Annotated in this window: 11 protein-coding genes; 6 read left to right on the forward strand and 5 right to left on the reverse strand. The window is 36.7% G+C overall.

Annotated features, from left to right (window positions below; translation table 11 throughout):
* From ACO052_RS05260 to ACO052_RS05275, 4 genes are all read left to right on the forward strand, one after another.
* A complete protein-coding gene (locus ACO052_RS05260; protein WP_422106949.1) occupies positions 1-933 on the forward strand; it encodes a tryptophan 2,3-dioxygenase family protein in 933 nt (310 codons plus the stop codon).
* Between the two features lie 12 nt (positions 934-945).
* Complete coding sequence (locus tag ACO052_RS05265; protein ID WP_422106950.1) at positions 946-2,262, forward strand: peptidoglycan DD-metalloendopeptidase family protein; 1,317 nt, start codon at positions 946-948, stop codon at positions 2,260-2,262.
* A complete protein-coding gene (gene pgi, locus ACO052_RS05270) occupies positions 2,262-3,908 on the forward strand; it encodes a glucose-6-phosphate isomerase (protein ID WP_422106951.1) in 1,647 nt (548 codons plus the stop codon). Before ACO052_RS05265 ends, pgi begins: the two co-directional genes overlap by 1 nt.
* A gap of 163 nt (positions 3,909-4,071) precedes the next feature.
* Positions 4,072-6,651 carry a carboxypeptidase-like regulatory domain-containing protein gene (locus ACO052_RS05275; protein WP_422106952.1) on the forward strand — a complete coding sequence of 860 codons (2,580 nt, stop codon included), beginning with the start codon at positions 4,072-4,074 and terminating at the stop codon, positions 6,649-6,651.
* Between the two features lie 77 nt (positions 6,652-6,728).
* Here the strand turns inward: ACO052_RS05275 and gldD are convergent, their stop codons facing one another.
* From gldD to mutY, 4 genes are all read right to left on the reverse strand, one after another.
* A complete protein-coding gene (gldD, locus tag ACO052_RS05280) occupies positions 6,729-7,298 on the reverse strand; it encodes a gliding motility lipoprotein GldD (RefSeq protein WP_422106953.1) in 570 nt (189 codons plus the stop codon).
* Positions 7,295-8,614: a gliding motility-associated protein GldE gene (locus tag ACO052_RS05285; protein WP_422106954.1), complete on the reverse strand. Its 1,320-nt coding sequence runs from the start codon at positions 8,612-8,614 to the stop codon at positions 7,295-7,297. The genes gldD and ACO052_RS05285 overlap by 4 nt, the downstream gene beginning before the upstream one ends.
* A 17-nt stretch (positions 8,615-8,631) precedes the next feature.
* Positions 8,632-9,081: a single-stranded DNA-binding protein gene (locus ACO052_RS05290; protein WP_422106955.1), complete on the reverse strand. Its 450-nt coding sequence runs from the start codon at positions 9,079-9,081 to the stop codon at positions 8,632-8,634.
* A 74-nt stretch (positions 9,082-9,155) separates the two neighbouring features.
* The gene (mutY, locus tag ACO052_RS05295) at positions 9,156-10,205 is read right to left on the reverse strand and encodes an A/G-specific adenine glycosylase (RefSeq protein ID WP_422106956.1); all 1,050 of its coding nucleotides are present in this window, start codon (positions 10,203-10,205) and stop codon (positions 9,156-9,158) included.
* Between the two features lie 133 nt (positions 10,206-10,338).
* On the opposite strand from mutY, the gene ACO052_RS05300 reads away from it, so the two are divergent.
* Together ACO052_RS05300 and ACO052_RS05305 are read left to right on the forward strand one after the other, a co-directional pair.
* On the forward strand, positions 10,339-10,629 hold the full coding sequence (locus ACO052_RS05300) for an HU family DNA-binding protein (protein WP_076619727.1): 291 nt from the start codon (positions 10,339-10,341) through the stop codon (positions 10,627-10,629).
* Positions 10,630-10,945: 316 nt separating this feature from the next.
* Positions 10,946-12,490: an Rne/Rng family ribonuclease gene (locus tag ACO052_RS05305; RefSeq protein ID WP_422106957.1), complete on the forward strand. Its 1,545-nt coding sequence runs from the start codon at positions 10,946-10,948 to the stop codon at positions 12,488-12,490.
* 77 nt (positions 12,491-12,567) lie between these two features.
* On the opposite strand, the gene ACO052_RS05310 is transcribed toward ACO052_RS05305, so the two are convergent.
* The gene (locus tag ACO052_RS05310) at positions 12,568-13,605 is read right to left on the reverse strand and encodes an aldo/keto reductase (RefSeq protein WP_422106958.1); all 1,038 of its coding nucleotides are present in this window, start codon (positions 13,603-13,605) and stop codon (positions 12,568-12,570) included.
* Positions 13,606-13,609: the final 4 nt, after the last annotated feature.

Consider the following 13,609-nt stretch of genomic DNA (forward strand, 5'->3'; position numbering starts at 1 on the left):
ATGCCAGACCAATCAAATTACGATGATATTATAAAAGCGCTTCAAGAGAAGTATACTCAAATAGACCAAGATACAGACGACCACCTATACGGCTTGCTTTACAGCAAGCCGATTACGTATTGGGACTATATACAAACGGACGCCTTGTTAAATCTTCAGATTCAACGCACTACACTTCCTGATGAAATGGTATTTATAGCCTATCATCAAATAAATGAACTTATTTTTAAGATGATCCTTTGGGAAATTTCCCAAGTTGCCGAAAAGGACAACTTAGACGTCATCTTTTTTGAAAGTAAAATTATGCGGATTAGCCGTTATTTTGATATGCTTACGACATCCTTTAATATTATGCGAGAGGGAATGGAAGTAGAGCAATATATGAAGTTTAGGTACACCTTGACTCCGGCAAGCGGTTTTCAAAGTGCGCAATATAGATTTATAGAATTTGCATCTACTGAATTAATAAATCTTATTGATTACAGATTTAGAAAAAACATCGATAGAAATACGCCATATACACATGCTTTTGAGCACTTGTATTGGCAAGCCGCAGGAAAAGATCATAAAACAGGAAAAAAATCCACGCTTTTAGTTAATTTTGAAGCGCGTTATAAAGACGAGTTTTTAAGATTTATGGAAGCTTATAATACCAAAAATCTTTGGACGCGTTTTAAAGAATTGCCAAAGAAAGATCAGGAAGATCAGGATTTGGTAAAAGCCATGCGCCATTTTGACTATACGGTTAATGTCACTTGGGTCATGGCACATTATAATGCTGCAAAGCATTATATAGAAAGCGGTATTGGGGATGGCGAGGCTACAGGAGGAAGTGATTGGAAAAAGTATATGCATCCAAAATATCAAAGACGCATATTCTTTCCGGATTTATGGACGGAAGAGGAATTAGAAAATTGGGGAAATAACATATAATTAGCACCGTTGATGCACATAAGACGATTATTAGCCTTTACCGTTTTTATGGTATTGTTTTTTGCATGTAAAGAAGACCGTCCAGTAGTTGAGGTTAAAAAGGACATCGCAGAGAAGGTAGAAGAAAAAAAAGTTATAGAATTTGGTTTTGACCAAAGTCAGTACGAATTCAAACGAGATACCATTAAGAAAGGGGATACTTTTGGAATCATTCTAGAGCGCCATAATATCGGTTATCCAAAAATCTTTCAAATTGCCGAAAAAGCAAAGGATACCTTTGATATAGCAACAAAACTTCAGGTAGGTAAGCCTTATACCTTATTGTATTCTAAAGATAATACCAATGATAGTATTCAAAAACCTATAACTTTTATTTATCAGCAAAACCTAGAAGATTATGTCGTAATTGATTTTAAGGATTCTATTCAAGCTTACACTAAGACAAAACCTATAACCTACGTTGAAAAAACGGCGACAGGAATTATAGAAAACAATATCTCCGAAACTTTAGAAAATAAGGGCTTAAGTCAAGTTTTAGCCTATAAAATGGCAGATGATATATATGCTTGGACTATAGATTTTAGACGGCTTATGCCAGGAGACCGATTTAAAGTAATTTATACGGATAAGTACATAAATGATACGATTTATGCCGGTGTTCATGATGTTAAAGCCGCCTATTTTGAACATAATGGGGACTCGCTTTATGCCTTTCAATTTGAAACGGATGCTATAAAGGGTGTTAAGGATTATTTTAATGAAAAGGCAAAAAATTTGCGCCGTGCTTTCTTAAAAATGCCTGTGAAGTTTGGTAGATTATCCTCGCGCTATAACCTTAAAAGACGCATTGCTTACTATGGTAACAAAATAAGGCCACACAAAGGAACTGATTTTGCGGCTCCTGTTGGCACTCCCATTATGGCAACCGCGAACGGAACCGTTATCGAATCTACAAGGCGCGGCGGAAATGGTAAATATGTCAAAATAAGACACAATGCGACTTACACCACGCAATATTTGCATATGAAAGCCCAAAATGTAAAAAAGGGACAGTTTGTTAAACAAGGAGATATTATTGGTTGGGTTGGCATGACCGGAAATACGGCAGGCCCACATGTATGCTATCGATTTTGGAAAAACGGAAGACAAGTTGATCCATTCAAGCAAAAACTTCCAGAAGCAGAGCCCATATCAGATAGTCTGAAAATAAAATATTTAGAATACATTAAACCTGTTAAACAAAGGCTGGATAATATTTTCTTTTTAGAAACAGAGCCAAAGGAAACAGAAAATACGATAACCGCAGACCCTATTTCAGATATACAATAATGGCACTTAAATCTATTAATCCGACGACAACAACATCTTGGAAAAAGTTACAATCGCATTTTGAAAGCATAAAAGGTGTACACCTAAAAGATCTTTTCGAGGCGAAGCCTAATAGAGCCAAAGACTTAACGGTGAAATGGGATGATTTTTATGTAGATTTTTCAAAAAATAGAATCACTGGCGACACCTTAAACCTACTTTTTGAATTAGCAAATGAAGTCGATTTAAAGGATGCGATTTCAAAATATTTTGGTGGGGATATCATAAATGCCACTGAGGGAAGAGCAGTGTTGCATACGGCACTGAGAGCTTCAGAAACTGCTGAAGTTGTTGTAGATGGAAACAACGTTATACCAGAGGTTTTTCAAGTTAAGCAAAAGATTAAAGAATTTACCGAGGCTATAGTTACTGGAAATCATAAAGGTTCTACCGGTAAAGCCATTACCGATATTGTAAATATTGGAATAGGAGGTTCCGATCTCGGACCGGCCATGGTCGTGGATGCACTTCAGTACTACAAAAATCATTTAAATACACATTTTGTTAGTAATGTTGATGGGGATCATTATAATGAAATCATCAAGGACTTAAATCCGGAGACGACACTTTTTGTCATCGTTTCTAAAACCTTTACAACCCAAGAAACCTTGTCAAATGCGAATTCAATAAGGGCTTGGTTTTTAGAGTCGCTACCACAAGAAGCCATCTCAAAACATTTTGTAGCGGTTTCAACAAATATTGAGAGTGTTAAAGCCTTTGGTATTGATGAAGCTAATATTTTTCCAATGAAGGATTGGGTCGGTGGTCGTTTTTCATTATGGAGCGCTGTGGGCTTATCCATTAGTTTGTCCGTAGGCTATGAAAACTTCGAAAGTTTACTATGGGGCGCTCATAAAATGGATGAGCATTTTAAACATACGGATTTTAAGGAGAATATCCCTGTAATTTCGGCCTTATTAACTGTATGGTACAACAACTTCTTTAATGCCGAAAGTGAGGCTATTATACCCTATACACAATATTTAAATCAGTTCGCGACATATTTGCAGCAAGGTATTATGGAAAGCAATGGGAAGTATGTAGACAGAACAGGAAAAGTCATAAATTATCAAACAGGAACAATCATTTGGGGAGAGCCAGGAACGAATTCCCAACATGCGTTTTTTCAATTAATTCACCAGGGGACTAAATTAATTCCAGCAGATTTCATAGGCTTTATAGAGCCACTTCACGGCGACCGAACGCATCATGATAAGTTAATGTCCAATTACTTTGCACAAACCGAAGCTTTAATGAACGGTAAAACAGAAGCTGAAGTATTATCAGAATTAAAGCATCAGTCCCTATCGGAAGAAGACAAAGACAAATTACTTCCTTTTAAGATATTTGAAGGTAATAAACCAACAACCTCCATTTTAATTAAGAAGTTAACTCCAGAAAGTTTAGGAAAACTTATTGCTATGTACGAACATAAAATATTTGTTCAAGGTATAGTATGGAATATCTATAGTTACGATCAATTTGGTGTAGAATTAGGCAAACAACTTGCAAAATCTATTCTCAACGAGCTGAATTCTGACTCAAATTCCTCAAATCACGACGCTTCTACTCAAAATTTAATAGATTTTTATAGAGAAAATCACTAAGAATTGTTAAAAATTTTCTGAAAAGTAAATTATGCGTGCATAAAAATTGCTAAAAGTATAATTAACTTGGCATTGTTAAATTTCTTAACATTTTGATAATGTTATAACCAATTTGATACGTAATTTTGCGCCAACAACAGAAACCAATTAACTTAAATTTTATATGAAAAAATTTAATCAATTTTTATTAGCAGCTGTAATGATGCTATTCACTACAGTAGCTTTTGCTCAAGCGACTATTACTGGTACGGTAGTAGATGCGGAGACGAGTTCACCCTTACCCGGTGCTAACGTCTTAGAGAAGGGAACATCTAATGGTGTTACTGCCGATTTTGACGGTAATTTCACTATTACTACAAATTCCACTTCTGGTGAGATTGTAATTTCATATGTAGGTTTTAAGCCTATGACAATTGCATTTAATGGTGACGCCAACCTTGGAAACATTACTTTAAGTCCTGATAGCCTTGATGAGGTTGTTGTTATTGGGTCTGGGGTAATTGACCTTGCTGAAGACAGAAAAACACCTGTCGCTGTGTCTACTATTAGAAAAGATGAAATTCAATTAAAAGGTGTCGGTAACGTTGAGGTTACGGAAATCCTTAAAAGCACACCTTCTGTTTTCGTATCGCCAGGTGGTGGTGGTTTTGGTGACAGTGCTCTATTTGTTAGAGGTTTTGATGACACCAACACTGCAGTATTATTAAACGGACAGCCTATTAACGCTCAGGAAGACGGTAGAGTATTCTGGTCTAACTGGCAAGGTGTATCTGACATAGCAAATGCTATGCAGGTACAGCGTGGTTTGGGTGCTTCAAAATTAGCAATCTCATCCGTTGGTGGTACTGTGAACATCGTTATGAAGGCCGCTGAAAAGCAACAAGGTGGCTCTGTACGTTTTCTTTCTGGTAACGACAGTTATTTTAAAACAACTGCCGAATATAATACTGGAGTTAATGACAAAGGATGGGCCTTCTCATTCTTGGTAGACCACTGGCAAGCGCACAGAAGCTGGGCACGTGGTACATTTGGTCAAGGGCAAAACTACTTCTTTGCTGTAGGTTATAAACCGAATGACAATCACGCCTTTAACTTCTTAATCACAGGTGCTCCTCAATATCACGGTCAACGTTGGTCACAAAGTGAATCGACTATAGATCGCGATCCAAAATTCAACCAGCACTGGGGATTCACTGAAAGTGCGGTTAATGGTCAGTATACATCAGAAATAGATTCTGAAAGACGTAATTTTTACCACAAGCCAGTTATCAACTTAAACTGGGACTGGACCATAAGCGATAAATCTAGCCTTTCTACCGTATTATATGCCTCGTTTGGACGTGGTGGTGGAACGGGCCCTAGAGGTGAGGGACGTATAAGAACTGATGATGGACAAGTTGATTACTTTGCTATAGAGCAAGCCAATGAGGCCATAGGTGTTTCTATGGGCGGTGATGATGGTCCTGGTTACATTCGAAGAGCGTCTATGAATAACCATGCCTGGTATGGAATCGTATCGAACTTTAATACCGAATTAAGCGAAAACTTATCATTTAATGTAGGTACGGATTTAAGATATTACGTAGGGGATCACTTTAGACAAATTGTTGACTTATATGGTTTACAAGGCTGGGAAGAAGATGGTGTGACTTATACTGAGACTTTTGAAGCGGATCCTTGGGCAGCATTATTTAATTTTGCCGATGAAGAAGACCGTATCGATTACGACTATTCAGAAACTATTACTTACCAAGGGGTATTTACGCAATTGGAATATTCAACAGATAAATTCTCTACCTTTATTCAAGGAGCAGTGTCTAATCAATCGTATGTAAGAGAAGGAAGACACGTTTCTTATTCTGATGCAGATCGCGGTGAATCCGATAAGTTAAACAAGATTGGATTTAACTTAAAGGGTGGTGTAGCTTACACCTTGGACGATGCTAATAAATTCTTCTTTAATGCAGGGTATTACTCGAGACAACCCTTTTTAGATAATGTCTTTGAACAAATTAGACGTAGCAATGATCTTGTAAGCCCAGAAGTGGATAACGAGGATATTACTGGTTTTGAAGCGGGGTACCAATTTAAGATAGGAGATAACTTTACAGCTTCAGCTAACTTTTATCATACAACATGGGAAAATAGAGTTCTTGTCGGAGGTGGCGGAATAGAAATTATTGATGGTCAAGAAGTAGAAGTTAGCTTCTTTGAAAGAGGTATTAACCAAAAACATATTGGTGCAGAATTAGATTTCATATTTCGTCCAGTAACCTGGTTGCGAATAAATGGATATTTATCAGCAGGTAGTTGGAAGTTTGAAGGATCTAGTACCTCTGACATATTCAATGAGGATACAGGTGATTTAATTACCTCAAGTACCGCGGAAAACAGAGATGGTGTAAGAGTTCCGGGAATTGCGCAAACTACTGCAGGTTTATCGGCAAGTGCAAATATTATAGAAGGCTTATCTGTAGATGGTGGCTTCAACTATTTTGATAATATTTATCAGCACGAATTTTTTGCAGATATTCAAACTAAGGACGTTGGTAAACTTGATGCTTACATCTTAACTGATTTTGGTTTAACCTATACCTATAAGTTAGGAAATAATGACTCATTAGTATTGAGAGGAAACGTATTTAATGCTTTCGATGAAGTGGTATTAAGTAATACAGACAGATTCGGATTCTTTAATACTGATGGTAGAACTTATAACGTAAGTTTAAGATACAACTTCTAGTACATTAGAAGTATTTAAATAGGACAAAAAAGCAGCCTGATGGCTGCTTTTTTTTATGTCTTATCTCGTTAAGAAAATTACTCTTCCCAACGTACCGATTCCATAAGACGTTTAATGTCTTTTTTTAGATATTCTGAAGCTGGGTATATAGAGTCGTAATTGGGCTTTGCATAGAAATACAAAGATCCACTCAAAAAATGGTTAATACTGTCTGTGACATAAAACTGGGATTGAGAGGCCGCGTCACCTCCTATTTCGTAGAACATACCATATACCTTATGCTCATGGTTTTCGTAAGGGTTATAAGAGATCTCATCGGCTTTAATCGTGTGTTTTTGAGTAAGGTTTTGCGCATCGCGAAGTAGACTATCCAAGTTATTATCTCTAACTTCCTTGTAGGTAAGATATATCGTAGCTTTGAGAGATGGGTATTTTACGTCGACTCCTTTAGTTTTACCCGATGTTTTTACGTTCGGGATAGGCGCTGATAAGGTGTTCTTCTCAAAAGTAAATGGAAGTGGAACTACAGTTTTTTTGTAAATAGCCTTTGGATATTCTAATCTTAAATAGCCCTTGGGCTTAGGTAGTGGATCATCTCCACAACCTAATAAGAAGAGACTCAATATAGGTGCGATTAGGCGCTTCATAGATTTGTATTCAATAAAGTAAGCTTGATCTGTTTTATACGCTTGCGCTCAAGAGCTTCAATAGTAAAAACGTAATTTTTGAAATTTATTTTACTTCCTACCCTTGGAAAACCACCAGAAATTTCCAAAACAAAACCAGCGAGTGTTTCGGCTTCACCTTTACGGTTTTCAAAATCCTCGGTTTCATCTTCTATGCCTATAATTTTATAGACATCTTTTAGGGGTGTTTTGCCTTCAAAACTATAGTTATAATCATCGAGTTTGGTGTAAATGAGATCATCATCATCATATTCATCACTGATGTCGCCTACAATTTCTTCAATGACATCTTCAAGTGAGACAAGCCCCGAAGTGCCACCATATTCATCAACGACGACAGCAAGGTGAACTTTCTTAGTTTGAAATTCCACCATGAGGTCATCTAACTTTTTATTTTCTGGTACAAAGAAGGGTTCTCGCAAAAGACGTGTCCAATCGAATGTTTGCTTGTTTAAATGCGGTAGTAGATCTTTGACGTAAAGTATCCCTTTAATGGTATCAATGCTTTCTTCATAAACAGGAATCCTCGAGTATCCTTTGTCAACGATTTCTTCTAAAATAGCTTCAAATGGGGTCTCTATATTGAGCGCGAATAAATCCATACGTGGTCGCATCACTTGTTTTGTATCCGTATTGCCAAAAGAAACAATCCCTTGAAGTAGTTTTTGTTCTTCTTGGGTCGTATCGTTATCGTCTGTTAATTCTAAGGCCTGTGACAACTGATCAACACTGAGATTGGATCGCTGCTTTCCAAACCGGTCTTCGATTTTTAGCGTCCCATAACGCATTGGGAGACTAATCGGAGAAAACACAACATCTAATATTTTCAATGGTCTGGCCATAAACGACGAAAACTTTACACTGTTTCTACTGGCGTAAATCTTTGGTATAATCTCCCCGAAAAGTAAAATCAAAAATGTGGCAGAAACCACTTCTAATAAAAACCGTACTATCGTATTGGTGATATCACTAAAAAGCGTTTCGCCTATATAGGCAAATAACAGTACTATGGCGATATTGATAAAATTGTTAGCCACCAAAATGGTCGCTAATATTTTTTTAGGCCGCTCAAGTAACGATGCAATAATTTGCATGGCTGAGGATTTATTCTCAATACCTTCGTCGATGTTAGATTTTGTCAATGAAAAGAGTGCAACTTCAGCTCCAGAAATCAATGCTGAACAGACCAGTAGTATAAATAGCAATACGACACTCGTAATAAATGAAGTATTGGAAACTAATATATTTGAAAATAAAACCGAGGGTTCAGGATCCAAGATATGAATATATTAAATTAGAATGGTAAGTCGTCGTCGTCATCAGCTTCAGGTACAACAGGATTTTGAGTAGGTTGTTGCGGTTGAGCAGGCTGATAGGTTGTAGAAGGCTGCCCTTGCTGCTGTTCGTTCTTGTTGGTCAAGAATGTAAAGTCGGTACACTGTATCTCAGTTGAGTAACGTTCCATACCCTTATCATCTGTCCACTTTCTGGTTTTAATACGCCCCTCTATATAGACTTTGTCTCCTTTGCTAAGGTACTTTTCACAAATTTCTGCGGCTTTATTTCTTACAACGATATTATGCCATTCTGTATTAGAAACACGCTCATTAGTCGTCTTGTTGGTGTAGGTTTCATTAGTCGCCAACGGAAATCTACCTACGCAATTTCTATCATCGAAATAGTGCATTTTTACTTCATCTCCCAAATGCCCGATTAACATGACTTTATTTAACGTTCCTGACATAATAAAATTGATTTAGCCTACAAAGGTAGTTATTTTGAAATCCTATCTTTAAAATTAATAAAAAATTGTGAGTTCTAGAGCTTGTTAAAATTAAAGGTATTAATAAAGTCGCCTATAAGAACGGGAGTAGGATAAGACTTTAATCGATGAATTGAAATAGCTTCTTTAGGGAGCTCATCGGTCTCTATAATCCAAAATTTTGTATGAAGATGTTGGTGGGACAATTTATGAACGATATCGTCTTGGTTATAAAGTGAATGTTCAAAGGCAATATCCTTTAAAATACTATTTTGAATATCCAAATAATGAAATTCCTCTGAGGATAAGCTTCTATTGGACTCTATTAATGGGAACTGGAAAAGATTTTGCCAAATACCTTTGCCGATACGCTTCTCGATTATGGTGTTTTTATGTTTATCAACGCATACCAAAAAATTAAAATATTTAGTAGTGACTTTGGTTTTCTTCAATTTAACAGGAAGCTGGTCTATTAAGTTCTTTTGTAGGGCTGTGCAACTATCGTTCAACGGACAAACCATACAATAGGGGTTCTTGGGTTTACAATGTGTTGCTCCAAATTCCATAATGGCCTGATTAAAAACTGCAGGTCGTTCTCTGTCTATAAGCGAAGTTGCAAGCGTTTTGAAAGCTTTAATTCCGGCCGTTGAATTTATCGGTGTATCGATTCCAAAATAACGCGCTAGTACGCGATAGACGTTGCCATCAACTACTGCGGCAACCTCATTGAACGCTATGGAAGCAATAGCGCTTGCCGTATAATCACCAATACCTTTTAATTTAATGAGATCTTTATAGTTATCGGGAAAAACACCCTTGAGTTCAAAAGCTATATGTTTAGCCGTGCTATGCAAATTTCGCGCTCTCGAATAGTAACCAAGTCCTTGCCAGAGCTTTAAAACCTCTTGTTCTGAGGCATTTGCAAGGTCAAAAATGGTTGGGTAAGCCTTAACAAAAGATTCATAATAAGGCAACCCTTGTTTAACTTGAGTTTGCTGTAAAATGATTTCGGACAGCCAAATATGATATGGATTTCTGGTATTTCTCCAAGGTAAACTTCTCTTATTTACTGAATACCAGTCAATTAGTTCGTTCTTAAAATTCATTCACTTTTTCAATGCTAGCACAAAATTAATTCTTTATTGCGTTAAATTTTAATTAATTACGCTTGAAATATTGAAATTAAATTACCTATATTTGCATCCCTTAGAATTTATAGTAACCCTAAAACTAATAACAATGACAAAAGCCGATTTAGTAGCTAAGATATCTGATAAGTTAGGTATGGAGAAAGGTGACGTTCAAGCTACAGTAGAAACCTTTATGGAAGAAGTAAAATCATCTCTTGAGAGTGGTGATAATGTATATTTAAGAGGTTTCGGAAGTTTCATTATTAAAACCAGAGCTGAAAAAACAGGTCGTAACATTTCTAAAAATACGACGATTAAAATTCCAGCTCACAACATACCAGCTTTTAAACCAGCTAAAGTGTTTTTAGAAGGTGTAAAATCTAATGTTGAAGTTAACTAAGACTTTAAAAAAATATTAATTAAAAAAAGCATTATTAATTATGCCAAGTGGTAAAAAAAGAAAAAGACACAAGGTAGCGACGCATAAGCGTAAAAAACGTAGACGCGCTAATCGTCACAAAAAGAAATAAGCTGGGGAAAAGTAGTTTTAAGACTACTTTTTTCAGTTTTAAAAAGCGTTCTTTGATATAAAATTAGATGTATATAATAGAGTACATCATAATTTGTTGGATCATCCGATAAACTATCGGAATCCTGTGTCAAATAATTTAGTAAAATCCATCTTGACGTTTGTTGTCAAGATATAAATTAACATTATGAACAAGGAATTAATCGTAAGATCGAGTTCAGATATTGTTGATTTTGCCTTATTAAAAGATGGAAAACTTATTGAATTACACAAAGATGAAGAGGACAACAACTTTGCGGTCGGTGATATATTTATTGCCAAAATACGTAAAGTTATTCCTGGTCTAAATGCCGCATTTGTTAATGTAGGTTACGAAAAAGATGGTTTTTTACACTATCATGATCTTGGACCAAAACTCCCTTCACTTTTAAAATTCATTAAACGTGTAAGCACAGGGAAATTAAGAGATTATAGACTCAAAGACTTTCCATTTGAAAAGGATTTAGATAAGCATGGCGCGGTTGCCAATGCCTTAAAATCCAATCAATCGATTTTAGTACAAGTCGTAAAAGAACCCATTTCCACGAAGGGGCCACGCATTAGTTCAGAATTGTCTATTGCTGGTAGATACATTGTCTTGGTGCCATTCTCTAACCGTATTTCAATTTCACAAAAAATCGAAACACAAGAAGAGAAAGACCGATTAAAAAGACTCGTAAAAAGTATCACGCCCAAGGGATTTGGGGTAATTATTCGTACTGTAGCAGAAGGCAAAAAAGTTGCCGAGCTCGATAATGATTTACAGAACTTGCTGGCAAGATGGACAGCAATGTGTAAAAAGTTGTACAAAGCCCATCACCCGACAAAAGTACTGGGAGAAATGAATAAAGCGTCCTCGATTTTAAGGGATATTTTTAACGATTCATTCTCTGGTATCGTGGTAGATGACGAAGAATTGTACATACAAGTAAAAGATTATGTGCAGCAAATTGCACCAAAAAAAGAGTCTATTGTAAAGTATTACAAAAACGGAATTCCGATTTTTGAAAAATTTGGTATTGAACGCCAAATAAAAACATCGTTCGGGAAAACTGTTTCCATGGCTAGAGGCGCTTATCTGGTTATAGAGCATACCGAAGCTATGCATGTTATAGATGTTAATAGCGGTAACCGTTCTAATAAAGAAAAAAGCCAAGAAGATACGGCTTTAGAAGTTAACCTTATCTCTGCCACTGAAATTGCCAGACAATTGCGCTTGCGCGATATGGGCGGTATCATCGTTATCGATTTTATCGATATGGGAAGAGCAGAAAACCGTAAAAAACTTTACAATCATCTCCGCGATGAGATGAAAGACGACAAAGCAAAGCACAAAATATTGCCGCCGAGTAAGTTTGGTTTAGTGCAAATTACCAGACAACGCGTTAGGCCAGAGCGCAATATTAAAACCAAAGAAGAGAACCCTAATCTTGCAGGAGGTGATGAAATAGAAGCACCAATTAAAGTGGTACAGCGCATAAAACAAGATTTAGAGCGACTTCTTAAAAAAGACTATAAAAAGATAACGTTGAACGCACATCCTTTTATAGCGGCCTTTCTCACCAAAGGGTATCCATCGATTCGTACAAAGTGGTTCTTTGAACATAAAAAATGGGTAAAAGTCTTACCTAGAGATGCTTACACTTATCTTGAATATCATTTTTTTGATAAAGATGGTAACGAAATCAAATAATATCTATTAGAAAAAAGCCCAATTGTCCCGATAACTATCGGGATTCAATTGGGCTTTTTGTTTTATTACTACAAATATTAAGGCGCCGGATTAGGAATCTCAGCATGAACTGTGTTTATAGCGTCCATTACTTCTTTGGAAAGCGAAATATGTATACTATCAATATTTTCTCCAAGCTGTTCTAAATTGGTAGCTCCTATAATATTACTAGTTAAGAATGGTCTTTCATTCACAAAAGCCAATGCCATTTGGGCCAAAGTCATACCGTGATCTTCAGCAATCTTTAAATAGCGTTTAGTGGCTTCAGTGGCTTGTTCTCCACTATAACGCGCAAATCGTGGAAACAATTTTAAACGTGCATTATCGGCGGCCGTCCCTTTAATGTACTTTCCAGATAAAACCCCAAAAGCCATAGGTGAATAAGCCAAGAGCCCAATATTCTCCCGATGTGCAATTTCAGCCAGTGCCCCCTCAAAAGGTCTACACAATAGTGAATAAGCATTTTGTATGGTGATCATTCGAGGTAAATTGTTGTATTTAGCTTCCTCCAAATAGCGCATTGTACCCCAAGCCCCTTCATTAGAAATACCAATATGTCTTATTTTACCCGATTTAATAATCTCGTCTAGATGATGAAGAATTTCATTAAAGTTATCTTCCCAAGGATCGCTAGGATTATGAACATAATCTCGCATGCCGAATAACTGCGTTTGACGTTCAGGCCAGTGCAACTGGTACAGGTCAATATAATCGGTTTGTAAACGTTTTAAGCTATTATCGACGGCTTCGTTTAAGGCATGTTTGCTAAATCCTGTAGTTCTGATATGAGCCGTATAATCACCAGGTCCCGCGATTTTAGTTGCCAAAACAACCTTGTCTCTATTCCCAGTTTTAGTAAACCAATTCCCAATAATACGTTCGGTATCTGCGTAAGTAGCAGCTGTGGCCGGTACAGGGTAGAGTTCGGCCACATCAAAAAAGTTAACCCCTTTATCTAAAGCCATATCCATTTGAGCAAAACCTTCGTCTTGTGTGTTTTGGTTGCCCCAGGTCATGGTGCCAAGACAAATTTTACTAACTTTTATATCGGTGTTGGGTAGTGTGGTGTATTTCATAACA

The sequence above is a fragment of the Winogradskyella sp. genome, from assembly GCF_965228925.1.
GTDB lineage: Bacteria > Bacteroidota > Bacteroidia > Flavobacteriales > Flavobacteriaceae > Winogradskyella.